Origin of the sequence: Roseibium sp., assembly GCF_051016195.1 — a bacterium.
Taxonomy (GTDB): Bacteria; Pseudomonadota; Alphaproteobacteria; order Rhizobiales; family Stappiaceae; genus Roseibium.
The window spans coordinates 4,285,151-4,309,810 of sequence record NZ_CP134616.1 but is presented as its reverse complement, the minus strand read 5'-3'; the positions used below and the strand labels follow the sequence as shown (position 1 = coordinate 4,309,810).

24 protein-coding genes are annotated in these 24,660 nt (G+C 58.4%); 7 read left to right on the top strand and 17 right to left on the bottom strand.

Features of this window, described 5'->3' with window-relative positions; all coding sequences use genetic code 11:
- Positions 1-138 precede the first annotated feature (138 nt).
- Positions 139-1,128 (top strand): ester cyclase, encoded by a 990-nt coding sequence (locus tag RDA78_RS19670; RefSeq protein ID WP_434051508.1) that lies wholly within the window; start codon positions 139-141, stop codon positions 1,126-1,128.
- Between the two features lie 41 nt (positions 1,129-1,169).
- Here the strand turns inward: RDA78_RS19670 and RDA78_RS19665 are convergent, their stop codons facing one another.
- The 5 genes from RDA78_RS19665 to RDA78_RS19645 form a co-directional block, all read right to left on the bottom strand.
- On the bottom strand, positions 1,170-1,694 hold the full coding sequence (locus tag RDA78_RS19665; protein WP_434051507.1) for a ricin-type beta-trefoil lectin domain protein: 525 nt from the start codon (positions 1,692-1,694) through the stop codon (positions 1,170-1,172).
- Positions 1,695-1,740: 46 nt separating this feature from the next.
- Positions 1,741-2,331 (bottom strand): cupin domain-containing protein, encoded by a 591-nt coding sequence (locus tag RDA78_RS19660; protein WP_434051506.1) that lies wholly within the window; start codon positions 2,329-2,331, stop codon positions 1,741-1,743.
- A 1-nt stretch (position 2,332) separates the two neighbouring features.
- Entirely contained in the window at positions 2,333-4,201 is a 1,869-nt protein-coding gene (locus RDA78_RS19655; RefSeq protein ID WP_434051505.1) for a TRAP transporter permease, read from the bottom strand.
- Positions 4,202-4,302: 101 nt separating this feature from the next.
- The gene (locus tag RDA78_RS19650) at positions 4,303-5,229 is read right to left on the bottom strand and encodes a TAXI family TRAP transporter solute-binding subunit (RefSeq protein ID WP_434051504.1); all 927 of its coding nucleotides are present in this window, start codon (positions 5,227-5,229) and stop codon (positions 4,303-4,305) included.
- Between the two features lie 115 nt (positions 5,230-5,344).
- Entirely contained in the window at positions 5,345-5,614 is a 270-nt protein-coding gene (locus tag RDA78_RS19645; RefSeq protein WP_434051503.1) for a hypothetical protein, read from the bottom strand.
- Positions 5,615-5,832: 218 nt separating this feature from the next.
- On the opposite strand from RDA78_RS19645, the gene mscL reads away from it, so the two are divergent.
- The gene (gene mscL / locus RDA78_RS19640; RefSeq protein WP_434051502.1) at positions 5,833-6,267 is read left to right on the top strand and encodes a large conductance mechanosensitive channel protein MscL; all 435 of its coding nucleotides are present in this window, start codon (positions 5,833-5,835) and stop codon (positions 6,265-6,267) included.
- Between the two features lie 66 nt (positions 6,268-6,333).
- Here mscL and adhP read toward each other — a convergent pair whose 3' ends face one another.
- The 5 genes from adhP to cyoA form a co-directional block, all read right to left on the bottom strand.
- Positions 6,334-7,350, bottom strand: a complete 1,017-nt coding sequence (gene adhP, locus RDA78_RS19635) for an alcohol dehydrogenase AdhP (RefSeq protein WP_434051501.1) — start codon at positions 7,348-7,350, stop codon at positions 6,334-6,336.
- Between the two features lie 123 nt (positions 7,351-7,473).
- Positions 7,474-7,779 (bottom strand): cytochrome o ubiquinol oxidase subunit IV, encoded by a 306-nt coding sequence (gene cyoD, locus RDA78_RS19630; RefSeq protein WP_434051500.1) that lies wholly within the window; start codon positions 7,777-7,779, stop codon positions 7,474-7,476.
- 8 nt (positions 7,780-7,787) lie between these two features.
- Positions 7,788-8,393, bottom strand: coding sequence for a cytochrome o ubiquinol oxidase subunit III (gene cyoC / locus RDA78_RS19625; RefSeq protein ID WP_434051499.1), 606 nt, complete (start codon positions 8,391-8,393; stop codon positions 7,788-7,790).
- On the bottom strand, positions 8,393-10,432 hold the full coding sequence (locus tag RDA78_RS19620; protein ID WP_434051498.1) for a cbb3-type cytochrome c oxidase subunit I: 2,040 nt from the start codon (positions 10,430-10,432) through the stop codon (positions 8,393-8,395). The genes cyoC and RDA78_RS19620 overlap by 1 nt, the downstream gene beginning before the upstream one ends.
- Positions 10,432-11,352: a ubiquinol oxidase subunit II gene (gene cyoA, locus RDA78_RS19615; RefSeq protein ID WP_434051497.1), complete on the bottom strand. Its 921-nt coding sequence runs from the start codon at positions 11,350-11,352 to the stop codon at positions 10,432-10,434. Before cyoA ends, RDA78_RS19620 begins: the two co-directional genes overlap by 1 nt.
- Before the next feature lie 506 nt (positions 11,353-11,858).
- Between cyoA and phnX the strand changes: the two genes are divergently transcribed.
- The 4 genes from phnX (at position 11,859) to RDA78_RS19595 (ending at position 15,177) form a co-directional block, all read left to right on the top strand.
- Entirely contained in the window at positions 11,859-12,641 is a 783-nt protein-coding gene (phnX, locus tag RDA78_RS19610) for a phosphonoacetaldehyde hydrolase (RefSeq protein ID WP_434051496.1), read from the top strand.
- A gap of 137 nt (positions 12,642-12,778) precedes the next feature.
- The gene (locus tag RDA78_RS19605) at positions 12,779-13,612 is read left to right on the top strand and encodes a trypsin-like serine peptidase (RefSeq protein WP_434051495.1); all 834 of its coding nucleotides are present in this window, start codon (positions 12,779-12,781) and stop codon (positions 13,610-13,612) included.
- 123 nt (positions 13,613-13,735) lie between these two features.
- Positions 13,736-14,548 (top strand): NAD kinase, encoded by an 813-nt coding sequence (locus RDA78_RS19600; RefSeq protein ID WP_434051494.1) that lies wholly within the window; start codon positions 13,736-13,738, stop codon positions 14,546-14,548.
- Between the two features lie 104 nt (positions 14,549-14,652).
- Positions 14,653-15,177, top strand: a complete 525-nt coding sequence (locus tag RDA78_RS19595; RefSeq protein ID WP_434051493.1) for an Hpt domain-containing protein — start codon at positions 14,653-14,655, stop codon at positions 15,175-15,177.
- 5 nt (positions 15,178-15,182) lie between these two features.
- On the opposite strand, the gene RDA78_RS19590 is transcribed toward RDA78_RS19595, so the two are convergent.
- The 5 genes from RDA78_RS19590 to RDA78_RS19570 form a co-directional block, all read right to left on the bottom strand.
- Positions 15,183-16,076, bottom strand: a complete 894-nt coding sequence (locus tag RDA78_RS19590) for a DMT family transporter (RefSeq protein WP_434051492.1) — start codon at positions 16,074-16,076, stop codon at positions 15,183-15,185.
- A 117-nt stretch (positions 16,077-16,193) separates the two neighbouring features.
- Positions 16,194-17,348: a DUF2336 domain-containing protein gene (locus RDA78_RS19585; protein ID WP_434051491.1), complete on the bottom strand. Its 1,155-nt coding sequence runs from the start codon at positions 17,346-17,348 to the stop codon at positions 16,194-16,196.
- 100 nt (positions 17,349-17,448) lie between these two features.
- Positions 17,449-18,705, bottom strand: a complete 1,257-nt coding sequence (locus RDA78_RS19580) for a transglycosylase SLT domain-containing protein (protein WP_434051490.1) — start codon at positions 18,703-18,705, stop codon at positions 17,449-17,451.
- Between the two features lie 296 nt (positions 18,706-19,001).
- A complete protein-coding gene (locus RDA78_RS19575) occupies positions 19,002-19,604 on the bottom strand; it encodes a flavin reductase family protein (protein ID WP_434051489.1) in 603 nt (200 codons plus the stop codon).
- Between the two features lies 1 nt (position 19,605).
- Entirely contained in the window at positions 19,606-20,202 is a 597-nt protein-coding gene (locus tag RDA78_RS19570) for a nitroreductase family protein (RefSeq protein WP_434051488.1), read from the bottom strand.
- 314 nt (positions 20,203-20,516) lie between these two features.
- Between RDA78_RS19570 and RDA78_RS19565 the strand changes: the two genes are divergently transcribed.
- Positions 20,517-21,614: a hypothetical protein gene (locus RDA78_RS19565; protein WP_434051487.1), complete on the top strand. Its 1,098-nt coding sequence runs from the start codon at positions 20,517-20,519 to the stop codon at positions 21,612-21,614.
- A 57-nt stretch (positions 21,615-21,671) separates the two neighbouring features.
- Here RDA78_RS19565 and RDA78_RS19560 read toward each other — a convergent pair whose 3' ends face one another.
- Together RDA78_RS19560 and thrS are read right to left on the bottom strand one after the other, a co-directional pair.
- The gene (locus RDA78_RS19560; RefSeq protein ID WP_434051486.1) at positions 21,672-22,520 is read right to left on the bottom strand and encodes a lysophospholipid acyltransferase family protein; all 849 of its coding nucleotides are present in this window, start codon (positions 22,518-22,520) and stop codon (positions 21,672-21,674) included.
- A gap of 144 nt (positions 22,521-22,664) precedes the next feature.
- Complete coding sequence (gene thrS / locus RDA78_RS19555) at positions 22,665-24,635, bottom strand: threonine--tRNA ligase (RefSeq protein WP_434051485.1); 1,971 nt, start codon at positions 24,633-24,635, stop codon at positions 22,665-22,667.
- Positions 24,636-24,660 lie beyond the last annotated feature (25 nt).

Genomic DNA, 24,660 nt, shown 5'->3' with positions numbered 1-24,660 from the left:
TTCGACTGTTTCCAGACCAATTTTGCATTCCTATGCAAAACAGCTAGACACAGCAAAAAGACTTTGGCAACGTTTTTTTGCATACGAATGCAAAATTGTTGCTATACCTTCATATTCCTGAAACTCGCAAGGTACCCAATGTCCGATTTCCGGCGCGCGCCCCATAGTTTTCTGAACACCGTCCTGACCACCCCGGCACATGAGACCGACGCCCTTCTCAGCCACCATCTGAAAGAAGACGTGATCTTCGATGTCGCGCATCCGGTGCACCGTTTGAGCGGCCGCGAAAGCGTTCACAGCGCATTCTTCGAGCCCCTGAAGAATGCCTTGTCGCATGTCCGCCGCCGGGACGAGATATTCATCGGCGGACCAAACCGCCGAGAGCCCGGCGGGCACTGGTGCGCCTCGTTCACACACTATCTCGGCAATTTCGAAAAGCCGCTGTTCGGCGTCAAACCATCAAACCATCTCGCGTTTCTGCGCTCGGGAGAATTTTATCGCATCGAGGACGACGGCCGGATTTCGGAAGCCAAGATCATTCTCGATCTGATTGACCTCATGCGCCAGTCCGGGCGTTTCCCCCTCCCCCGCGTCCTCGGTACGGAGATGCTTTTCCCCGGACCTGCCACGCATGACGGTGTGATCCCGGTCGACCAGGGAGACGGCGAGGCGACCCTTGATCTCTGCGAAGCGATGCTGGCCGACCTGAAAGCCTTCGACCCGGAAACCTTCACGTCAAAGGGACAAACCGGAGCCGACGGCTATTGGCATGACGACATGCTCTGGTACGGACCGGGCGGGATCGGGTCCAACTACCGCTGGAGCGGCTTTGAAAAGGATCACCGTGCCGCGTTCCTGACGGCGTTTCCCGATCGCGTCGGCGGCAACCACTATTGCCGGATCGGCGACGGCGACTACGCCGCTGTGAGCGGCTGGCCCTCCATGACCATGACCCACAAGGGCGACTATATCGGCGTACCGGCAACCAACAGGGCCCTGACGCTCCGCGTCATGGATTTCTATCGCTGCGCCGGAGGCAAGATCATGGAGAACTGGGTGATGCTCGACTACCTGGACCTGTTCGCGCAGATGGGGCGGGACCTGATCGGCGAACAGGATCAATCCTGACGATTGCGGCGGTCGCACCGAGCAAATGGACTGCGGCGAACCTACTTCTTTTCGCGCCAAGTGATGACCGCAGGATCTGCGGTCTCGCATTCCGCGAGGATCAGGTCCCGGGACATGAACGGCCCGGCGGCACGGCTCGCTGCCCCGGCGGCCACGCACTCACCGGGCTTACTCCCTGGTGTGATGTGTCCGCTCGCCGGATCGAAGGCAAAGACCTGCTCCTTTTTGCCGTCAGCGCAGTCCCTCAATCCGAACACGATTGCGGGATCGTCGGGCGGAATCAGTTCCATGCACTTGCCGTCAAATGCGACCGATCGGATCTGCCCGGAAACCGCGTCGAAAGTGAATTGCACGTCCCCGCCCCGGGGCTTGCATGAATGGGCGTGGAGATTTTCCCCGAACCCGCGCCCCTGTGTGTCGATGCACCAGCCGAGTTTGTCGGCCTCGTCGAGATTGTCGGCAAGATAAATCACCGGCGCCGGTGTTTTGAGATCTGGTGCTTCGGCGCGCACCTGAGGCGAAGCAACCATGACCAGGCAGGCAAGGATGGGTCCGGTTATGCGCATGTGACAGTCCTCTTTCGAAACACGATTGGCATTTTACAGTGCTGCTCTACCTCTTCGGGATACCCTTCCTGTCTTCGCCCGGTGCGGAACGCTGTGTCACCCCGTCAACAAGAACGAAGGCAATCGAGCACGGCTCTGTTCCACGGTTCGACCAGGCGTGATTGGTGCCGCGCTGGACGACCACGTCACTCGCTTTCAGGAGCACGTCCTCCTCATCCATCAGCATGTAGATCTCACCGGTCAGGATCACCGCATAGTCGACGCTGTTGGTCCGGTGCATCCACGGATGTCTTGCATCTTCCACGATATTGTCGCCTGCGCCCATTTCCGCGAACGCCGCCTTGCCGTCGAGCGTCTTCATGACTTCCGGATCTTCCGGCATGAACTCGACCACTCTGAACACGCTGCCATTTTCCGGCGGATGCAGAATGAACGGCCCGTCGCATGTCTCGGTCGGACCGTCATATTCTGCCGGCGTTCCGTCGGAAAGCCAGAAATTGGTCAGCGTAACGCCCGGCCGGTTTTCCCGCTGAAGCCGGTGGGTCGCAATGCCGTCACTTTCGACAATCGCAACCCCGTTGCTGTCATGGCCGGTCACGACACGTCTGAATTCTCTCGCCATTTGCGTTTCGCTCACTTCAGGATTTCAGGGACAATTGGGTAACTGCCTTTTGCTGGATCAGCAGGTAGGCAAGCAGGAGCGCGCCGAGAACCAGTGTCGGCCAGGTCTGGACCAGAAGGCAGAGACCAGAGCAAAGCGCGGCGGCCCGGTTCAAGGCGGAAAGTGGTCGGATGAAACACCCGATCACCCCGGAAGCAACCACTCCGACACCCGCAAAACCAGTGACTGCCGCAATCAGGTTTCCAGTGACACTGTCCTGCATCAGCAGCCCCGGTCCGAAGACGAAGGCAAAAGGCAGGACGAAACTTGTGAGGGCATAGGAAGCAGCGGTCCAGCCGACCTTGTTGACATCCGCTCCGGCGATACCGCCCGCAACATAGGATGCAAGCGCCACGGGCGGCGTGATCGTCGAAATGCAGCCGTAGTAGAAAACGAAGAAATGCGCGGTGAGCATCGGCACGCCCAGCTTTACCAGTGCCGGGGCGACCACGGTTGCCAGGATCAGGTAGGCCGCCGTTGTCGGCAGCCCCATGCCCAGGACGATCGATGCGATCATCGTGAACAGGAGCGCCAGGATCAGGTAGCCGTTTGAGGCAACGTCGATCAGCAACGCGATCTTGGACCCGAGGCCGGTGATCCCGAGCGTGCCCGAAATCACACCGGCGGCGGCACAGGCGGCGGAAATCGTGATCACGTTGCGCGCACCTTCGGAAACACTTCCTGCGATCTTTCCGATCAGGTCGGCGTTGATCCGGCGGGTTCTGACAACGTAAAGCACGATCAGGACCGCCATGCCCCAGAGCGATGCCTTGAACGGAGAAAATCCGGCGAGCATCAGTCCGAGCAGAACTGCAAACGCCCCGATAAACGGCGCTCCCTCCGCAAGAACAGCGCGAAGTGGCCGTCCGTCGCTCTGATCCCTCTCGCGCGGCATGATACCGGAGCGTACGGCCTGCAGATGAACGACAAAGAACGCGGACCCGAAGAAGAGCAGTGCCGGAAGGATCGCGACCGCCATGACGGATGTGTAGGGAACCCCGACGATCTCCGCCATGATGAAGGCGGCTGCCCCCATCACCGGCGGCATCAGTTGACCGCCCGTCGACGCGACCGCTTCGATTGCCCCTGCCTGATGCGGCTGGTAGCCTTCCCGTTTCATGATGGGAATGGTCACAGTGCCCGTGACCGCGACATTCCCGGCAGCAGAGCCGGACACCATTCCGATCAGGGTCGAAAAGAGCACGGCCGACTTGGCGCTGGCGGCCCGAAGGCCCTTCGTTAGCCGGACGGAGATCTCGAAAAAGAAATCCCCTGCTCCAAACCGCGACAGCATCGCGCCGAAAATGGTGAAGACGATAATGTAGGTCGCGGCGACGCCGATCGGAATACCATAGACACCCTGGGTATCGGTCGTCAGGAACAGGACCATGCGCTCAAGACCGTATCCGCGCCCGCTCAAGATCCCCGGAAGGTATGGGCTTACGAACGGATAACAGAAGAACACCAGTGTTATCAGGGCCAGCACAAGCCCGACGCCTCTGCGCGCCGCTTCGAATACCAGCAGTACAATCACGATCCCTGCATAGTAGTCCCCGTCCGTCGTCAGCCCTCCGCTGAAGGCGATCGCTTTCCAGCGCGACAACAGCCATGCGCTTGCGCCGATCGCCGCAGCTATCAGGAAAAGGGAAAGGACGCGGTCCGTTTTCGTCCCTGCCAGCCGTGCGGAGGCAGGCCGAAGCGCGAAGAGAAGCGAAAAGGCCATGGCGACGTGTATCAGCCGCAGCGGCATGGTTGAGATCGAGACCACGCCGGAAACCACCGCAAGATGGAAAAGCCCGAGACAAAGGGCCGCGGTGTAAATCACGGCCTCCTTGCTGAAGGACATTTTTCGAAAGCTGTGGCTCGCCACCGGACCGCCCTCTTGCCGGGATCGGATACGAGACCGCACACGCGGGCCCGCCTCCGATCCGGACCGTTACCGAGACCCTACTTGTTGAAGTAGCGCGCCGCGCCTTCGTGAAGCGGAATGGCAAGCTTCAGGGAATTCGCCGGATCGATCTGCTTCGCATTTGCGTTTTCCGCCTGGAATTCCTCAAGGTTGTCGAATACCGATGACACGATTTTCTCAACGACATCCGCAGACAGTGTATTCGGCACGATCAGCATATTGTTGACCCCAATCACCGTTCCGGGCTCGGCGGTGCCGTAAACATCCGCTGGAATCTCGACGGCCTGGAAGGCACCGTTCTTCTCCAGCGCCTTGTCGAGAATGCCATCGGAAAAATCGATGAAACGCAACTTGTTGCCTGCCGCGGCCTGCATCACCGCGCCGGCCGGATAACCCGACAGGGCAAAGGCGGCATCGACATTGCCGTCACTCAACTGGCTGAAGCCGTCCGAATAGGACAAAAAGCTTGGCGTGAAGTCATCCATCGACATGCCATGCAGCGGCAACAGGAAATTCATGAAGCCGAGCGTGCCGCCGCCCGCCGGGCCCACGGCAACGCGCTTGCCCTTGATGTCTTCGATCGTCTGGATGTCGGAGCCCTCCAGCACGATCATGTGCAGAACGCTCGGATGCAACGCCGCAACCGCGCTCATCTCGATCGCACCGGTCTTATAGGGGCCTTTCCCGTTGACCGCCAAAACGGCAAGGTTGTTGTTGGTGATCGCGATCTCAACTTCGCCGCTGTCGATGAGGCGTGGGTTCTGGACCGATCCTCCCGTCACGACGGGCACCATCGTGATGTCCCCACCCGCATATTTGTTGACGAGGTTTGAGATGCTTTGTCCCATCGGATAAAAGGCGCCGCCGAGGCTCGCCGTGCCGATCCGCAGCTCTTCCGCCTGCGCCATCGATACCGAGAAAAGCAGTCCGCACGCGAGACCTGCCGATTTAATCACGTCAAACATCATGTCCTCCCGAGTTTGTGATCAGGATAGACGATAATTTGATCTTTTCAATTTTTTTATCGATATTTTCTTGTTTAATCGATTTTTCCGCGAATTAACTTCATAGCCCGCAAGGTCACTCGATGTTGCCCATTCGCTTGGCCTGATCGATGAGTTCCTGACATTTCTCTTCGTTGCCTGCCTTGCGTTCCTTGTTCGCATCTTCCAGCAGCGCGCGCATCCTTTCGGCGTCGGTAATGTCGATCCCCGTCCGCTTTGCGTGATCGATCGCGTATTCGACCTTGCTGATGTCAGCGGCACAGGTCGCCATCGCATTCTGGGTCAGGACTGCCAGAAAGACAGCGGAACAGGCCAACAGTGCTTTGCGGGTGGAAAACAATTGCATGGGAACTCTCCTTTGACGTCCGATACCGCCAACCCTGACAAGCGATTGTGAAATTCTGGTGTCCGCACGCAAACCCGACGCTGGTGCAAAACAATTGCCGGTGCGTGCAAGGTCAAGGGAATGGCGCATCCGGGCAATACAACACTGGCAATTTTCAGTAGGCTTCGAGCATTGCGGGTCGGACGGTGACCCATTGCGAAAAAGGGTTGGAGGGAAGCATGATTAATGAATTCAAGGATTTTATTGCCAAGGGCAATGTCATGGATATGGCGGTCGGGATTATCATCGGGGCTGCGTTCACGGCAATTGTGACATCCCTGGTCGGGGATCTCATCAACCCGATCATCGGACTGGTGTCCGGTGGCGTCGATTTTACCAACAATTACGCGGTTCTCGCTGGCGAAGTCCCGGCAGGTGCCTCGCTCGAGGCCGCGCGTGAAGCCGGGGCGTCCGTCTTCGCCTATGGCGCGTTCATCATGGCGGTCATCAATTTCCTGATCATTGCCTGGGTCGTCTTCATGCTGGTCAAGTCGGTCAACCGCATCAAGGACGCTGCAACGCCCCAGGAAGAGCCTGCCCCGGAAGAACCGAAAGGACCGACCACCGAGGAACTTCTCGCTGAAATCCGGGACGTTCTGAAGGCAAAAGCCTGAAGCAAACGCAGGTCGCCGGCCAACACCTTGCTGAAGGGTGCTGGCCGGGCGACGTGACGAAGCCGGTCAGATCGCCATGACGATCCTGCCCTCGATCGTGCCCGCTTTCATTCGGTCGAAAATGCTGTTCACATCGGTGAGCGTTTCTTCCGTGTAGTGCGAGTGCACCAGGCCCTCCGCGGCGAATTGCAGGGATTCGGCAAGATCGAGACGTGTTCCCACGATCGAACCGCGGATGGTCTTGCGGTTCAGGACCGTGTCGAAAATGGACAGCGGAAAGTCCTCCGGCGGCAATCCGACAAGGCTCATCGTGCCGCCGCGTGCGAGCATTCCGACGCCCTGCTCGAAGGACTTGCCTGCAACTGCGGTCACCAGCACGCCTTCCGCACCGCCCCCGGCCTGCACCTCCGCAACCGGGTCCGTTTCAAGCGCATTGATCACCTGATCTGCTCCAAGAGACGTGGCAAGCGCCAGTTTGTCATCGGCAATATCGACCGCGATCACGTGAAGACCCATGGCCTTGGCATATTGCACGGCCATGTGGCCGAGCCCGCCGATGCCGGAAATCACCACGGTCTGTCCCGGGCGTGTGTCTGTTTCCTTGAGACCTTTGTACACGGTCACGCCCGCGCACAGGACCGGTGCGGCGGGCGCAAATTCCAGCCCGTCCGGAAGGTGACCGACATAGTCCGGGTCCGCCAGAACATAGTCTGCAAATCCGCCATTCACGCTGTAGCCGGTATTCTGCTGATCGGTGCAGAGCGTTTCCCAACCACCCATGCAATGCCTGCAGTGCCCGCAGGCCGAATGGAGCCAGGGGATGCCGACCCGGTCCCCTTCTTTCACGGCAGTGACCCCGGCGCCGACTTCGGCAACAAACCCCACGCCCTCGTGACCGGGAATGAAGGGCGGGGCCGGTTTCACGGGCCAATCCCCGTTGGCGGCATGCAGATCGGTGTGGCAAACCCCGGATGCCACCACTTTCACCACGATCTTGCCGTCCTTGACCTCCGGTTTTTCAACCTCGCACAGATCGAGCGGTGCTCCGAACTCGCGAACAACGGCAGCATTCATTTTTGGCATGGCCGATCCCTTCATCTTAAGACCTAACACACGGTCTTGATCACACGGGAAGCGGCGCGGCGTCATTGATCGAGAGCAATCTGTCCACGAAAGAACCCGTGAATGCCCGCGGACACCCGCGCGCTACATCATACGGTGATGCAGATCCATCATGATCCAGAGGCTGCCGCCAACCATGATGCAGATCAGAACTGCGGCAAAGCCAAGGAAGAAGAGGTTTTCTCCCGGCGTCGACTTGAAATCCATGTGCAGGAAGAAAACCAGGTGGACAACGACTTGAATCAGCGCGGCAACCGCAATGACCGCATAAACCGCCGGGCCGGTCAGCAGCCCGCCCCAGACAAGTGCGAATGGGATGGCGGTCAGCACGACGGCAAGCGCAAAACCGGTCAGATAGGTCGACAGACTGCGTTCAGCTGAATGGTCCATGGTGCCTCCTACATGACGCCCGGCAGGTAAACGACGGAAAAGATACCGATCCAGACGATATCGAGGAAGTGCCAGAACAACCCGAGCCGGACGAGGCGCGAGCGCACCGGCAAGGTCAATCCTTTGACCATCACCTGCCCGATCATCACACAGATCCCGATCGCACCAAAGGCGACATGAAGCCCGTGTGTTCCGACGAGTGTGAAAAAGGCGGACAGAAAACCGCTGGTTCCGGGCCCCGCACCCTGGGCGATCATTCCGTGAAACTCGATCATTTCCATCGCAAGAAATCCGAGACCGAGAATCAGGGTCACGAAGAGCCATTGAATGACACGCCCGGCGCGATCCGATGTCATCGCGATTGTTGCCAGACCGAACGTCAGACTGGAAAGCAGAAGCAGCGCGGTCTCGCCGGCCGTATGGCCCAGATCGAACAGATCCTTTGAGGTCGGACCCGCCGCCGAATTTTTCGAAAGCACGACATAGGAAGCAAACAGGAGTGCAAAAATGACGGCATCTGTCATCAGATAGACCCAGAAGCCGAACTCGCGCGACTCAAGGGACTTTTTTTCTTCGTGTTCGAGAAGCTCGCTGTTCAGGGTGGTCTCCGACATCACGCCCTCCCCGGCAACGGTGCGCCCGAGGCGGGGCCGATCGGTTGGAAATCGCGCATGTCATGCATGTCCGCGGTCGAGATCCTGTCCTGATGAGCCGCCTCGATCCGGGCGACTTCCGCCGCCGGAATGATGAACTCGCTGTCGTCGTCGCATGCCCGGATGCCAACGCATACCAGGGCCAGGACAAAGGCAAGCGCCGCGAGCCACCAGATGTACCAGACCATGGCAAACCCGAGCGCGAATGACAGCGCGCCGAGGATCGGGCCAAGACCGCTGCTCTTCGGCATGACGATATCCTCGTAACCCCCGGGATGCTGATAAGCGGTTCCTTTGAGTTTCATGTCATGAAACGCATCGATATCATTCACCGTTGGCACCACGGCGAAGTTGTACGGTGCCGGAGGCGAGGCCGTGGCCCACTCCAGCGTGCGCCCGTTCCAAGGATCACCTGTCAGATCGCGCGCAGAACCCCAGTTCTTCACCGACACGTATAGCTGGATGGCAATGCAGACAATTCCGAGGAGCACGCAAACAGCGCCGAGTGCGGCAACAATCAGGTAGGGCTGCCAGTTCGGATCCGCGTAGTGTTCCATGCGCCGGCTCATGCCCATGAAGCCGAGCACGTAGAGCGGCATGAAGGCGAGGTAAAATCCGATGATCCAGAACCAGAAGGAGCGGATACCCCACTTGGCGTCGAGCTTGAAACCGAACGCTTTCGGGAACCAGTAGTTCAGGCCGGCGAAGTAACCGAATAGCGCGCCGGGGATCAGCATGTTGTGAAAGTGGGCCACCAGAAACGTGGAATTGTGCATCAGGTAATCGGCCGGCGGCAGCGCAAGCAACACCCCGGTCACGCCGCCGATGACGAAGGTCACCATGAAGCCGATCGTGAACACCATCGCCGGATGGAACTCGATCCGGCCCCGGTACATGGTGAACATCCAGTCGAAGATCTTGACACCCGTTGGAACGGCGATGATCATCGTCGCGATCCCGAAGACCGCATTCACATTGGCCGAAGACCCCATCGTGAAGAAGTGGTGCAGCCAGACGGTGAACGACAGGATTGCGATACAGGCAGTGGCATAAACCAGCGATTTATATCCGAAGAGACGCTTGCGGGAGAATGTCGCCACGACTTCCGAGAAAATGCCGAATGCCGGTAGGATCAGGATATAGACCTCCGGATGCCCCCAGATCCACAGGAGATTGGCGAACAGCATCATGTTGCCTCCATCCCCGTTGGTGAAGAAGTGGAAGCCGAGCGTGCGGTCCAGGGCGAGTTGTGCCGCGACGACGGTCAAGGCCGGAAAGGCGAATGCGATCAGGATCGAGATGCACAGCGTCGTCCAGGTGAACATGGGCATGCGCATATAGGTCATGCCCGGGCACCTGTTCTTGACGATGGTGACGATGAAGTTGATCCCGGATGCCGTGCTGCCGACACCGCTGACGATCAGCGCCCAGAGCCAGTAATCGACACCCACACCGGGATTGTAGTCGATCCCCGAATAGGGCGGATAGCCGGTCCAGCCTGCCGTCGAGAATTTTCCGATCGCCAGCGAAATCAGGACCAGACCGGCACCGGCTGCCGTCAAAAAAAGACTGACCGAGTTCAGGAACGGAAACGCCACATCCCGCGCGCCGATCTGCTGCGGCACGATGATGTTGATAAGCCCGGTCAGAAACGGCATCGCCACGAAAAAGATCATGATCGTTCCGTGCGATGAAAAGATCTGCTCGAAGTGCTCCGGCGGCAGGTAACCCTCGTTGTTGAGCGAAATCGCCTGCTGCGCTCGCATCATCAGCGCGTCGATGAAGCCGCGAACGAGCATCACCAGAGCAAGCACCACGTACATGATGCCGATTTTCTTGTGATCGAGGCTGGTGAGCCAGTCGCTCCACAAGACCTTCCAGGCCCTGAGATAGGTGATCAGAAGAAACACCGCGATCCCGCCGCCGACGGTCACGGCTGCGCCGCCCATGGCAACCCAGGAGTAAAGCGGAATGGCCTCGATTGTCAGGCGTCCCAGCATCACGCAGCCCCCCGGCAGATGAGTTCGGCCGCCTTGCTTTCGTATGGCCCCACGATAGGCGCATATTTTCGAAGGATCAGCTTGAAGAGTCCGGTCTCGAACGACGAATAATAAGTGACCGGATTGGCAACGCTCTGCTTGTGCAGTTCGAGATAGGTTTCCGCATCAAGCGGTGCCCCTTCCCCGGAGACTTTCGACTTCCAATTGGTGAAGTCCTCTTCGCTCATCGCGTGTGCCTTGAAATGCTGGTCGGGGAACCCGTCGCCGGAAAACATCGTGTTCCGGCCCATGAACACGCCCGGATCGTCTGCAAGCAGATTGAGTTCCGACCGCATCCCGGCCATGGCATAGATCTGACCGCCCAGCGCCGGAATCATGAGAGAATTCATGACCGTGTCGGACGTTATCTCGATGGAAAGCGGACGATCCGCGGGAAAGGCAAGTTCGTTGACACTGGCAACGCCCAGTTCCGGGTAGAGGAACAGCCACTTCCAGTCGAGCGCGACCGCCTGAACCTTGAACGCGGGTTTGTCCGAAGAAATTTCCTTGTAGGGATCCAGCTTGTGCGTGGATTGCCAGACCAGTGTTCCCAGGACGACAATGATGGCCGCCGGTACCAGCCAGACCACCGTCTCGATTTTCCAGGAACTGTCCCAGTCGGGCGCGTAGGCGGCCGTTTTTGTACCGCTGCGATAGCGCCACACAAAGAAAAGCGTCAGGACAATTGCCGGGATCGCAACGATCATCATCACCCAGAATGCGGTAAACAGCAGATCCCGTTCAGCCAGCGCGATCGGCCCTTTTGGATGAAGGACAGGCGCATTGGAAAGACCGCACCCTTGCAGGACAAGACACATCCCAAGGACACCGGCAATGCCGATCGGTTTCAACGCAGAACGGAGGGCGTGCGGGATATTCACGTTGGCCTGTGCTCCGCTGTTCGGGGTGAAAACACCCCACCTGCTTCCGGCACACCGAAGAAGTCAGCCATTGCGACCTTCCTCATTGTTGAGCGATATCAGCGGCGACGAAAAACCATAAACCGAATGGAATCGAGCCTAGCCGAGCCGCCCGTGCTTTGAAAGGGTTGCGTAGAGGAAATTCCACGGAGAGTTCGACCCCGGGCTGATGCCGGACATTTCTTTGCAGCGCTTTCACCTGACCGTCATGCAATCGTCGTAGATCAGCCAAATGCGTTTCAGTGCCAGCCAGTGCGGCGCAGCTTACAAATCTCGGATGCACAGACATACCGCTGTTGGGGACGAAACAAACAAAACCTTCAAACTCCACCACCTGACGCCAAACGCTTGACTGATGCGCCGGACGATGCGACGCGGATCACCATGACCAGTTCTGGAACGGATGTATTGACGGCTGTTTCAATCGGTGAAGAAACAATCTCGAAGCTCTACAAAGAGGGACAACAATGAGCAGGTTCAAAGCCGTGGTGTTCGATTGGGCAGGAACGATGATCGATTTCGGATCGTTCGCTCCGATGGGCGTTTTCGTGAAGGCATTCGAGGAGTTCGGCATCGCGGCAACAATCGCACAGGCACGCGGGCCCATGGGCAAACCCAAACGGGACCATATCCGTGACATGATGAACGATCCCGGAATTGCCGCGCAGTGGATCGATAAGTATGGCAATGCTCCAAGCGATGCCGATGTCGACAAGGTCTACGAGATCTTTGTCCCGATGAATGAAAGTGTCGTTGCGGATTATGCGGACCTCGTCCCGGGCGCGGCTGACATGATCGAGATCCTGAGAGCCAAGGGCCTCAAGATTGGCTCCACCACGGGGTATACGCGCTCGATCATGGAAAACGTGCTCCCCCGGGCGGCAGAACAAGGCTACATCCCGGACAATCTTGTCTGCTCCGACGACCTGCCCGAAGGCCGTCCGGGTCCTCTTGGTATGTACAAGTGTTTCTTGGACCTCGTCGCCTATCCACCCAGCGCCGTTATCAAGGTGGATGATACGGAACCGGGCATCGCGGAAGGCGTGGCAGCGGGGTGTGTGACGGTCGGCCTCGCGCTTTCGGGAAACTATGCGGGCAAAACGCCCGAGGAGCTCGAAGCGCTCTCGGAAGCCGAAGTTGATGTCTTGCGCCAACATGCGACAGAGAAACTGAAGATGGCCGGAGCGGACTTTGTCATAGACACGGTTGCCGATCTTCCGGCCCTGATCGAAAAGCTGGACGCTGGATGAGCAGCCGACCGGGTATGCACCCGAAACAACGATTGGCAAGAAAGCTGGTCTGAGACTACTATCTGCCGAACACCAAATGCCGGGATCTCGGGAGATGAACCCGGCGCAGCCTGGTAAGCGAAACAGGATCGGACAAAATGCGCCTGATCAGACGCAAACATCGGCCCGCCGGCTCTGGCGGCGGGCGACTTGCCCTCCTGTCAGTGTTGCTGGCATTTGTCCTTGCGTCGCACACAGCGCTACCGGCCCACGCAAACGGCGAACTCAAGGTCATCGACAGCACGGATTATCCCTGGCATTCGATCGGGCGCGTCAATCGGGCCGGTTACAAGTCGGTCTCCAGCTGTACCGGCACCCTGATTGCACCCAATCTCGTTCTGACGGCAGCACACTGCATCGTTTCTCCCAAAACAAAGCAGAAATTGCCTGCCGACGAAGTCCTGTTCATAGCTGGCGTTAGACGAGACGAGTACGCGGCGAGGCTTGAGGCGGAGTGCCTGCTCGTGCCGGATGGATATGTCCCGACCGGCCGGCCGAGTATAAGCGACATCCACAAGGATCTTGGCCTTATTGTGCTGAAAGAGCCCAGCACCCTGTTTCCCCTACCGCCACTGACACCGGATGAATCCCGCAGGCTGCGTCAATCGACCCGATTTCTCTCGGTGGGATATCGCCGGAGCAGACCTTATCTGCCAACAGTCGTCTCGTCCTGTTCGGTGCTCGGCAGCCAGGAAGATGTCTGGATTACCGACTGCAACACGGAGTCGGGCGCATCGGGCGGCCCACTCATGGTCAACACCATATTCGGACCGAGGGTTGCGGCCGTCATGTCCTCCAAGATCAACGACGAGCGCTCGATCGTCGTCCCGTTCCCGGAGTGGCAGGACCTCATAGCCTCGGCGTCCTGCGATCGTGAACCTGGAGGCGAAGCCCCATTGACAGACCCGGACGCAAATCAGCAGACGAATTGAGGGCGCTCAAAAAAGTCGCTGTGCCAATCCGCGATTGCCGGTATGGTGAAGGCCGGTTGCCGAAAGGAAGCCGGCCGGTGCCGGGTATCTGCGCACCACTCAGACACGCAAGACTGTTGGACCATGAACCAATCCGCACCTCCTCCGATGTCTGCTGAAAGTCAGGCTGTCGCGACCAAAAGACTCTCCTTCGTCGCGAGTGACACCGACGATGCGCAGCGCGCGCTCACAGCGTTGTCCGAGCGTTATGGCAACGTCGAAGCAGCGGATGCCGACATCGTCATTGCGCTCGGCGGTGACGGTTTGATGCTGCAGACACTTCACAAGCATATGGCCAACTGCAAACCCATTTACGGCATGAACCGGGGTTCGGTCGGCTTTTTGATGAACGAGTATCGGGAAGACAGCCTGCCGGAGCGCCTTGCGAAAGCGGACGTTACGACCATCCGGCCGCTCGAACTGACCGCACGCGACGAAGACGGCAACGAGCACATGGCTCTCGCCATCAATGAGGTCTCGTTGCTTCGCCAAACCTCGCAGGCGGCCCGCCTGCGAATTTCCGTCGACGGGAAAGTCCGCCTGGAGGAGCTTGTCTGCGACGGCATCATTGTCGCGACACCCGCCGGCAGCACAGCCTACAATCTGTCTGCACATGGACCGATCCTGCCGATTACCGCGCAATTGCTGGCGCTGACGCCAATCAGTGCCTTCCGTCCGAGGAGATGGCGCGGGGCCCTGCTGCCGAACGGAGCACAGGTGGACATCGAGATCCTTGAAGCGGACAAGCGCCCTGTGAGCGCATCTGCCGATCACACGGAAATTCGGCGTGTGACCCACGTGACCGTAAAGGAATCGTCCCGGGCGAAAGGTGTCATCATGTTTGACTCCGACCACGGCTGGGATGAGCGTATTCTTTCGGAAATGTTCCGGTATTGAGCGTTTTTTCGGAAAAGCCCTTCCTGGCAACAGCCTGTTAAGTGACTGAGATCATACTCTGACGACGTTTGAATTCGCACGCGTTGACAAAGGGCATTGCTAGCATGGCCGAAACTGCCGAGGACAAGGACTACGAAATCCTGACTCCCCCGACCAATCTGCGGAGCAAGGTTCGGGAATTGTCGCCGCGCGAAGCCAAGAAATTCGATCCGGTAAAGGCTGCAGAAGCTGCCATGAGCCGGCTGTCGAGTCATTTCGGCAGCTGGATGGTCAACGAAACCGTCACGCTCAATCAGGCCTGGGAAAATGTTTCGCCGGGCGGTCTTTCCGAAGAAACGATCGCACCATTGTTCCAGGCAGCTCACAACATCAAGGGACAGGCCCTGACCCTTGGTTTCCCCCTTGTCGGCCAGGTTGCGGCCAGCTTCTGCCACCTGATCGAAGCGGTCCCGTCTCCCGACAAGCTGCCGGTGGAACTTGCCGGGCGCTATGTCGAAGCCATCCGTGCGATGGTCATGGAGGGAGCCAAGGACGAAGCCAACTCGACAGGAGTGGAGTTGCTCGAAACGCTGGAAAGCGTGACCGCTGAGTTCCTGAAACAGTTTCCGGCTGACCCGGAAGACACCTGACGGCGTCAGTCCGGATTTTCGCTCGCCAGTCGCTGCTCCCGGAACACGATATAGCACCCGCTGAGGATGATGAAGGCTGCGCCGACATATGTCAGAACATCCGGAATCTCCTTCCACACAAGCCAGCCAAACAACGTCGCCCAGATCAGGGCGCTGTATTCGAACGGTGCCAAAGTTGCCGAGGGTGCAAAGCGGAAAGCCTGTGTGATCAGTGTTATGCCGGCGGTCCCGAAGATCGCAATTCCAACGAAGAGCCACATGTCTTCCGGCCGGATCGCAACCCAGACAAACGGGACAACCAGGGCGCTCAGCAAGGCGCCGGCTCCGACAAGATAAAGCATCAGGGTCCAGACACTCTCGCGCGGGTCGACCCAGCGTGCGCTGATCATGAGAACGGCATAAAAGAATGCCACCACGATTGGCAGCAAGGATGCACTCTGGAAAGTCCCTGCTCCCGGTCTGACGATAATCAGCACGCCGGCAAATCCGGCAAGCACCGCGAGCCACCGTCGCCAGCCGACGGTCTCCTTCAGGAAAAGGGCAGAAATCGCCGTAATGAATACCGGTGCCACGAACACGAGCGCCGTTGCTTCTGCAATTTCCAGGTATTTCAGGCTGGTGAAAAAAAGGCCCGCAGCGATCAGCCACAAAACGCCGCGCAGCAGGTGTGCCGTCGGGCGATAGGAGCGCAACGCACCAGTGCCGCCCATTTTCAGCGCAATAAGCACCGCGAATGGCAATGCAATGAGATTGCGCATGAACAGGATCTGTACCGGTGTATAGGATGACGTCAGAGCCTTGGCGATCGCATCGCTCACACTCAGGCATGCAATGCCCGCACACATAAGAATAATGCCCATCGACGCCTGTGAGCGCGCGCCGCCCGCCGCTGATTGCATCACGCCACCTTTTCAGTTTCGGACGGGCACCAAAACACCACCCGAAACCGGCGACAAGCCACTTTCCAGCCCGAAGTGTCCAGCACCTAGGCCGCGTTGGCGCAGTTCGCAGAGCGATCAGGCAGCGGCGGTGATATGCAGGGACCCGTTTTTCACGAGCAAGCGGGCTTCAAGACGCGCAACTTCAATCGCGAACCGGCGCAGGAAGGCCGCGACGTCTTCGTCGGCTCCCAAGGCGCCATCCTGCATTTCTTCAAGCAGGGTTTCGGTCAGCATCCTTGCTTCATCAAGTGCAAGGTCGTAGGTGAAATCGGCCTCGGCCTGACGCGCAATGTCGATAGCCAGCAGGAACGCCTGGTGAGACCGGATAGGCAGGCCTGCCTTGCGCAGGATTGCCTGAAGGGCCGAACGCCTGACAGTGACAAGCAGCTTGCAGAGCCTCGGAAGCGGGACCTGGCCCAGGTTGGCGAGGGCTGCCGCAAAAAACCGTAGGCGGCCACAGCAAACCGACCGCAGCAGCAGCCGCGTATTCAGTTTGCCCCGGCTTCTCAGATGCTCCACGAAGTCCGGAAGTTCCTCGACGCTCGCTTCGAGGGCCAGTCTGAGCACGACCTTGTCTTCCGCATCGCTCAGGAATGTGTGTCGCTGGTTCTCAGGAACGCGTTCCAGCACGATCGGGTGATCATCCAGGCTTTCGGCGAGTCGCATCAGCAACTCGTAGCGGTTCGCCAGCGGCAGATCCCGTGTGCGAAGCAGCTGATCGCAGATGTCAGGCCGGTTTTCAAAACGCTGCGCCAGACGGAGAAGGGATGACTGCAGAACTTCCGCACCCGGGTTATCGAGAAGCACCTGGCACGCGCGCTCGTTCGCAACCTCGCAGATGGCAGCGCTGATCGACGCAGGAAGACCGGCACGCCCGGCGATTGCGCATTGAACGGTTTCACTCCCCTGCGCAAGCAAGTCGACAAGCTCGGCTTCTGTGAGGATTGGCGATTCCCTGAGCACGGGAACGGCAACCTCGTCGACATCGCTGGCCAATGAGCGCACCACGTGTGCCGGTGCATAAGCGCTCGACGCAAGCGTCTTGGCAATTGCCTTGCGGATGGCTCTGCTCGGATCGTCCAGAAGAACTGTTAGCGCTGTTGCCATGCTGGCCCGTTCCTGACTGCCGTGTTCGGCTTGCAAATAACGTTCTGCGAATTCCCTCGCCGCGATGACATCGCGTTCGGGAGTGTGATCATCTTCGAAGAGCAAAAGGTCGTGTGCGGTCATGGTGGCAATCAGTCTTGTGTGAGTGACGACTCACACTCTGACACCAAAGACTTAACGATCTGTTCACCATAATTTTCACAATGCCTGTCAAAATACGCAGTCAGGCCGGTGGCAGGAGGTCTTTCTGCTCTTCTTCTGCTTTCAATCTCAAGAAGCGCGTCAGATCCAGTGGACTGCCCTGATCGGCAAGGGCCAGTTCCTGGGCGGCGACCTGATTCGAAACACCGGTGAAGGTGCTGAACATTCCGGCTTCTTCGACCGCCGCGAAGGCGGAAGCGAACCTCGGATTCAGATCAGCTTGAGACGATCCCTGGTCATTTCTGAAAAGAGCTTCGAAGGGGCTCTCCGTTTCCATAGCCTGGAACGCGGACACGACGCGCTGCGAAGTTGCCGGATCTGTGGGATTTATGGAGGCGTTCCGTGGATCCTGCGGCCCGACATCGGTGCGGCCTCCGGCTGCGGCTTGTGTCTCTCCGCCACGCGGCAACGACGTCGTTGCTGCAGCAAGCTCAACGGGATTGCCGTCGGGCAGCGCTGCCTGCGCCCGTGCCAGTTCTTCCGGCCCTGGCGGTTTGGAGCGCATCGCGAATGCTGCAGCCGTATCGCCGGCAAGGTGATCAAAATTCTGCGGATCGACGCCGGGTGCCGTGCGCCCCGGCTTGGCGGTCGGTAGTTGAGCGACATTGAGAAGTTCGCCGGACGTGCGAAGATCGGTACTCCCGCCCGCCTGAGCGATCATGGTCACCGCGTCATGTTTGGAAACGATGACCTCGTAAACTTCCTGCATGGACCGGGCTTTGCCGTTGCTGTGGAAGAAAATCGGTTTGTTGGCCCGCGCCTGAGCCGAGAACATCTTGTCCGCGCGCATATCCGGGTTGGCGTTTGTCGCGTCGATCAGGCGGCTTGCACCGTGCGCGCCGAGAAAGTGCGCCATGTAAAGCTCGCCGTCAGTCGGTTCCCGCCCGATCTTTCGTTCCAGGTAAGCGGAATTCTTCTGCGTCAGAGCTCCGGCCATCATCGACGAAATTTCGGGGTCCTTCCGAAGATCGAGGATCTCGCGCTTTACCTGTGGATCGTTGACGTAATACTTTCCGCTCTTCGTTTGCAGGATCTGGTCGGAATACTTCTCAAGCCCGTGTTTTGGCCCCGCCTCCTTCATCGTTTCCAGCCACGTCGATTCGATGAACTGGAACAGTCCGGTCGCACTCGAGGTTCTGGCCTTTGCCGACGGATTGAAAGACGACTCGCGCGCAGCGGTCTTCACCAGGTACTCGAAGGAAGTACCCGTGGAACTACTCGCTGACTGAAACGCTAGCTCGATCCGAGACGCGACCGAGGGTGTGTCAGTCACATGCATGACCTAGTCTCCTCGACGGAACTGATTATGACTTTGTTAACATTCACGCCGAAATGGTTAACAAAGTCTTAACAGTCAACAGCTCCCGTTCATTCTTTGAGAAAACAGCCTTCAAAACGACGCGGCGTAAGCAAATCCCGCAACAGATTTGTACAATTACTCGGGCGCAAGACGCGCTTTGTTTCAACGCGCCAAGGCAACGGCACCCTGCCGGACGTTCGCGCCGCCGGCTTCGGCAAAACGGGAGCAAGCGAGCTCCCTTCCGGACACCGGAGCCCCGATTGTTTCGCTTGTGCCTAGACGTTTGGCCTGACCATCTCGAACACTTCGGTCACGGCTGCATATTCCATGTATCCAAGGCGCGAAAGCGGCTTGAAGCGCGTGACGTCGACCTTCCCGTCAACAAGAATGTCTTCGTCGATATGCACGCCGACAACCTGTCCGAACACGATCCAGTTGTCGGTTTCGACACCATCGAGGTCCTTCAGCTTGAGCGTTTGAAGGTGTTTGCACTCTAGCGCCGTCGCCGCCTTGGCGACTCGCGGCGCTTTCACCAGCCGGGAAGGCGCCATTTCCAGACCGGCCAGCTCAAACTCGCTGGTGCCGCCGGAGACAGGAGCTGAAGATACGTTCATTTCATCCTTCAGGTCCCAGCTTGCCATGTTGCAGACAAACTCGCCCGTCGCGTCGACATTCGCGGCGCTGTCCTTGTAGCCCGAGGATGAAAACATCACGATGGGAGGCCGGTCGCCGACTGCGTTGAAGAAACTGTAGGGCGCAAGATTCGTCCGTCCTTCGCCGTCGAGCGAGGATATCCAGCCGATCGGACGGGGAGACACGATCGCCTTGAAGGGATTGTGCGGCAGGCCGTGATCGTTTTTAGCGGTTTCATAAAACATGTCAGTCGTCTTCGCTCCATTCGCGGACCAGGCCGGCAAGATCGGGACGTGGCCTTTCCACCGGTGCCTGTGTCGGTGTTCCCACATGCACGAAACCGGCAAACTGTTCGTTGTCCCCTGCCCCAAGAAACTTTGTAGCTTCCTCATCGAAACTGTACCACTCGGTCAGCCACTGGGAGGCGAAACCTGCCGCGGCCGCAGCCGTCACCAGGTTCATGCAGACCGCGCCGGCAGACATTTGCTGTTCCCAGATCGGAATCTTGGGATGTTCGGCGGCCATGCTGACCACACCGATCACCAGCGGAGCACGCGTGAAACGGGTGAGTTCCTTCTGCCGCTGGTCGTCGTCGAGCGGCCCCTGCCTCTCCTCGAGTATCGCCGCAAGCCGTACCCCCACCGATTTCCGTTTCGCGTCTCGAAAAAGGATGAATCGCCAAGGAGCAAGCTTGCCGTGATCGGGAACCCGCGATGCAATCGTCAGCAGGTCGTGGATCTGGTCCTCATCCGGACCCGGCTCCGCCATGGTGATCGATGGATGGGAACGCCGCTTGCGCAGAAATTCCAGTACGCCAGGCGCAGGAGGGCTGAAGGTGGACATGGGCTTCGCACTTCTCGATGTTTCGATCGTGTCCCTGCACGTAATTCATTGACCGTAATTGTCAACTTTAGATTCAATGTCTTGAATTTGCCCGATTTTCAGGCCCATCTGAAATGCTTGGATCCGGGCCCGACGTTGGTTCGATGTTTCCGCAACGTTGATCTTCTGGGAGTTACCGACGCATTCGCCGCAGATATGGCCTTCCTTCTGCTTCGAAGCAGGATTGGCACACAGCGGTGTTTCGTTGCGGTCTGAATTGGTATAAAAGTCGAAGGACTGTCACTTTTCACAGTCAACAAGAATAAGAAGTGGGCATGTTGGAAAAAGGTTCGACACCATTTGCCGCCGCGGCGAAGCGTTTGGCGAGACACATCGTTTGCGCAACTTTGATGGTTGTTCCGGTCGCGATTTCCACGAGCACCGTCGTCCCTGCGCAAACCGAAGAGGCTCCGATGCCTCCGAGGGTGAAACCTGACCCGAATGCACCTTCGGCTGCCGGCGACCAGATCATCAACTTGCTGGACCGCGAACCGGAACCGCTTTTTTCAGACGTCGAGTTGCCCTATGCCCCCGCTTCCCGCTCGCTGACGACGGGCATCAGCGACGGTCTCGATCAAGGTGCATTGTATCTGATGGCGAAACTGACGCGGGACAGCAAGCCGCTGGACGACGGCCTGATCTGGCGCATTTATTCCGAGGCAACGAACGCCAGCGGACGGCTGGAACTGGTCGCCACCGCAATGGGGGGTGATGCGGAATTCAGGCTCAATCCCGGTGCTTATCTCGTTCATACCGCCTATGGATTTGCCCAGTCGACCAACCGGGTCATTATTGGCGAGGACGTTCAGTCGAAAATGCTGACGCTGAACGCAGGCGGCATCAAGTTCGGCGCCGCCATGAAGGATGGCGACGGGATTGACGAGACCCAGGTCACTTTCGACGTCTACGGAATGACGTTTGACGAACGCGGCGAACGCAACAAGATCGTCGGTGACATCGCACCCGGTTCGATCGTCCGGCTCAACGCCGACACCTATCACGTGGTCAGCCGCTACGGCGACGTGAATGCAGTAATCCGTGCCGACATCCAGGTGCTTCCGGGCAAGCTGACCGAGGCAACCATTTTGCACAAGGCGGCGGACATCACCTTGAAGCTCGTCAACGAACGCGGAGGTGAAGCGATTGCCAACACCACGTGGTCGGTCCTGAGTGCTGGCGGCCACGTGGTGGTTGAAGCCACGGGAGCATTTCCCGATTTTGTTCTCGCGGCAGGCGAATACGAGGCCTTGGCCCGGAACAACGGCAAAACCTATCTGCACAATTTTGAGGTCGTGCCCGGCCAGGACCGGGAAGTCGAGGTCGTCACGGCCGTCAGCCAACTGGAAACGCAGGAAACGTCCAGCAGCAACTGACGCTGGTCCGGCCGAAAGCGGCCTTCAGCAACTCCATGAAATTGTTGCGCCTTTAGCTCAGCGGCGACGCCCGAGCAGCCCTTTTGCGGACGCCGCGGGGCCCATTTCCAAGACTTTTGTCTGAAGGAAATCCATGATTTCCTTCTGATCCTTGAAGCCGGACAAGGTTTCAAAAGGGATCGCCTGCCCTGCCCTGGCCGTTATGACGGATCCCAGAATTCGGCGGAATTCTCGCACAAGAAGCGACAGGCGCAACGTGAGCGAGTACTTGCTGACCAGGTGAAATAGCCAGGAATTCTGTCCTTCGAAGTAAAGCGGCAACACGGTCGCCTTGGACGAACGGATCATTTTGGCGGTAAATGTCTTCCACGGAAGTTCTTCGGCGCGTCCAAAGGGTTTGGCGGCAGTCGCCACGCCACCGCCGGGAAAGACGATGATGGTGGTGCCTTCTTGCAGCAGACGCAGCGCTTCCTTACGCGTCTGCATGTTTGTCTTCAGAGCCTGCTTGTTTTCCTCAAAATCAACCGGCAGCGAGAACGGTCGCACTTCCGGAACCTTGAGAAGTTCGTTGTTGATCAGGATTTTGAAAGGCCGGTCAAGCTGTTCGGCAAGCGCAAGAATAGCAAGACCATCACCGATGCCATAGGGATGGTTGGCGATCAGGACAAGCGGCCCTTCCGGGAGATCTTTCGGCGGCCATTCGCCATCTTCAACGGCGACATTCAGATTGATCAGACCCAGCAGGTCGCTCCAGATGTAGTCCGAGGTCCCTACCATCTGGTGCTTCCAGACCTCGTAGAGATCAACGAGTTTCCGGCGGCCCGAGATGCCCTCGATGGCGCGTATCGTCCACCGCTTCAAGGGCGGGTGGTCAGGATTGGCGTAGCTGAATTCTGCGTGATCCACGGCAGCCATCATCTAGATCAGGTGTTCAGGTAAATTCGCGACCAAATACCAGAACCAGTGTTTCAGGAATGTGACAGCACATTGCCCTAGCGGAAGGGCAATGTGCAAGCTGTAACTTATCCCCGTATTTTGGTGCTCCGGGGATTATTTCAAGTCCGGTGGCATCGCCTCCGCAACAAACGCTTCGACGGCGTCTTCAAGCCCCATCGAGCGCTGGTCTTTTGACCCCAGACGCCGGACATTGACCGTGCGCTCTTCGGCCTCGCGCATGCCGCAAACGATGATAACCGGAACCTTCGCCAGCGAGTGCTCGCGAACCTTGTAGTTGATCTTCTCGTTCCGGAAGTCGGTCTCGACCTTCAACCCCTTCGATTTCAGAAGGTCTGCCACTTCTTGTCCATAGGTATCGGCCTCGGACGTGATGGTCGCAACGACGATCTGCAAGGGCGCAAACCAGAGCGGGAAGTGTCCGGCATAGTTCTCGATCAGAATGCCGAGGAAACGCTCCATGGAACCGCAGATCGCGCGGTGTACCATGACCGGCGTTTTCTTTTCGCCGTTGCTGTCGACGTAAAAAGCACCGAAGCGTTCCGGCAGAGCAAAGTCGACCTGCGTCGTTCCACACTGCCACTCGCGGCCGATCGCGTCGCGAAGCGTATATTCGAATTTGGGACCGTAGAACGCCCCCTCGCCTGGCAGAATGTCGGTTTTGACCTGGCCTTCCGACTGAGCTTCGATCTTCTTCAGAACATCCGAGAGGACGGCTTCGGCATGGTCCCACATCTCGTCGGTCCCCACGCGCTTTTCAGGGCGCGTAGAAAGTTTGACAACGACTTCCTCAAATCCGAAATCCTTGTAGACCGACAGGATCAGGTCATTGATCTTCAGGCACTCTTCCTCAAGCTGCTCCTCGGTGCAGAAGACATGCGCGTCGTCCTGCGTAAAGCCGCGCACACGCATCAAGCCGTGGAGCGCACCTGACGGTTCGTAACGGTGAACAACGCCGAATTCCGCAAGCCGCATCGGCAAATCGCGGTAGCTTTTCAACCCGTGCTTGAAGATCTGCACGTGCCCGGGACAATTCATCGGCTTCAGCGCAAACACGCGGTCGTCCTCTGCCTCCGGATCCGCACATTGCACGGAGAACATGTTCTCCTTGTACCAGGTCCAGTGACCGGAGGTCTCCCACAAGGACGTATGCAGCACCTGCGGTGCGTTCACCTCCTTGTAGTCGTCCTTCAGAACGCGCCGCTTGTAGGCAATCAGGCTCTGGAACATGTCCCAGCCTTTCGGATGCCAGAACACGACGCCGGGCCCTTCTTCCTGAAAATGGAAGAGATCCATTTCCCGCCCGAGTTTGCGATGGTCGCGCTTTTCGGCTTCCTCCAGCATGCGAAGGTAGCCCTTGAGCTCCTTCTCGCTGTGCCACGCGGTCGCGTAGATGCGGCTCAGCATTTCGTTGTTGGAATCGCCGCGCCAATAGGCACCGGCAACCTTCATGAGCTTGAACGCATCGCCGATCTGACGGGTCGAAACCATATGCGGACCGCGGCAAAGGTCCAGCCACTGACCCTGCTTGTAGATCCTTAATTCCTGATCTTCGGGAATCGCGTCGACAAGCTCGACCTTGTACTGTTCGCCTTTCGCCGCGAAATAGGTCTTGGCTTCCTCACGCGACCAGAGTTCCTTGGTGAATTGCGCACCGCGCGAAATGATCTCGCGCATTTTCTTTTCGATGACCGGCAGGTCATCGGGATGAAACGGCCAGTCGTCACCGGTGTCGGGATGTACGCGTTTGAAATCGTAGTAGAACCCATTCTCAATGACAGGGCCGATCGTGACCTGTGTTCCCGGCCAGAGCTCCTGAACCGCTTCTGCCATCACGTGAGCAGCGTCGTGCCGGATCAGTTCCAGGGCACGCGGATCGTCGCGCGTGACAATCTCAATGCTGTGATTGGCAGAAATGGCATCGCTGAGATCCCTCAGTTCGCCATCAAGCGTCATCGCGACGGCTTTCTTCGCCAGCGATTTGGAAATGCCCTCTGCGACGGCGAGGCCGGTGGTGCCTGCTTCGTAGTCGCGCACGGAATTGTCGGGAAAGGTCAGTTGGATCATGTCGCGTCTCCTGCTCACTCCTGCA

Coding starts and splice junctions, on each gene's coding strand:
- RDA78_RS19670 (WP_434051508.1), top strand. CDS start 139: ATGTCCGATTTCCGGCGCGCGCCCCATAGTTTTCTGAACACCGTCCTG.
- phnX (WP_434051496.1), top strand. CDS start 11,859: ATGAGCAGGTTCAAAGCCGTGGTGTTCGATTGGGCAGGAACGATGATC.
- RDA78_RS19590 (WP_434051492.1), bottom strand. CDS start 16,076: ATGCAATCAGCGGCGGGCGGCGCGCGCTCACAGGCGTCGATGGGCATT.
- thrS (WP_434051485.1), bottom strand. CDS start 24,635: ATGATCCAACTGACCTTTCCCGACAATTCCGTGCGCGACTACGAAGCA.
- RDA78_RS19605 (WP_434051495.1), top strand. CDS start 12,779: ATGCGCCTGATCAGACGCAAACATCGGCCCGCCGGCTCTGGCGGCGGG.
- RDA78_RS19575 (WP_434051489.1), bottom strand. CDS start 19,604: ATGTTTTATGAAACCGCTAAAAACGATCACGGCCTGCCGCACAATCCC.
- adhP (WP_434051501.1), bottom strand. CDS start 7,350: ATGCCAAAAATGAATGCTGCCGTTGTTCGCGAGTTCGGAGCACCGCTC.
- RDA78_RS19595 (WP_434051493.1), top strand. CDS start 14,653: ATGGCCGAAACTGCCGAGGACAAGGACTACGAAATCCTGACTCCCCCG.
- RDA78_RS19585 (WP_434051491.1), bottom strand. CDS start 17,348: ATGACCGCACACGACCTTTTGCTCTTCGAAGATGATCACACTCCCGAA.
- RDA78_RS19565 (WP_434051487.1), top strand. CDS start 20,517: ATGTTGGAAAAAGGTTCGACACCATTTGCCGCCGCGGCGAAGCGTTTG.
- cyoD (WP_434051500.1), bottom strand. CDS start 7,779: ATGGACCATTCAGCTGAACGCAGTCTGTCGACCTATCTGACCGGTTTT.
- RDA78_RS19600 (WP_434051494.1), top strand. CDS start 13,736: ATGAACCAATCCGCACCTCCTCCGATGTCTGCTGAAAGTCAGGCTGTC.
- RDA78_RS19580 (WP_434051490.1), bottom strand. CDS start 18,705: ATGCATGTGACTGACACACCCTCGGTCGCGTCTCGGATCGAGCTAGCG.
- RDA78_RS19570 (WP_434051488.1), bottom strand. CDS start 20,202: ATGTCCACCTTCAGCCCTCCTGCGCCTGGCGTACTGGAATTTCTGCGC.
- RDA78_RS19645 (WP_434051503.1), bottom strand. CDS start 5,614: ATGCAATTGTTTTCCACCCGCAAAGCACTGTTGGCCTGTTCCGCTGTC.
- cyoC (WP_434051499.1), bottom strand. CDS start 8,393: ATGTCGGAGACCACCCTGAACAGCGAGCTTCTCGAACACGAAGAAAAA.
- mscL (WP_434051502.1), top strand. CDS start 5,833: ATGATTAATGAATTCAAGGATTTTATTGCCAAGGGCAATGTCATGGAT.
- RDA78_RS19655 (WP_434051505.1), bottom strand. CDS start 4,201: ATGTCCTTCAGCAAGGAGGCCGTGATTTACACCGCGGCCCTTTGTCTC.
- RDA78_RS19665 (WP_434051507.1), bottom strand. CDS start 1,694: ATGCGCATAACCGGACCCATCCTTGCCTGCCTGGTCATGGTTGCTTCG.
- RDA78_RS19650 (WP_434051504.1), bottom strand. CDS start 5,229: ATGTTTGACGTGATTAAATCGGCAGGTCTCGCGTGCGGACTGCTTTTC.
- RDA78_RS19620 (WP_434051498.1), bottom strand. CDS start 10,432: ATGCTGGGACGCCTGACAATCGAGGCCATTCCGCTTTACTCCTGGGTT.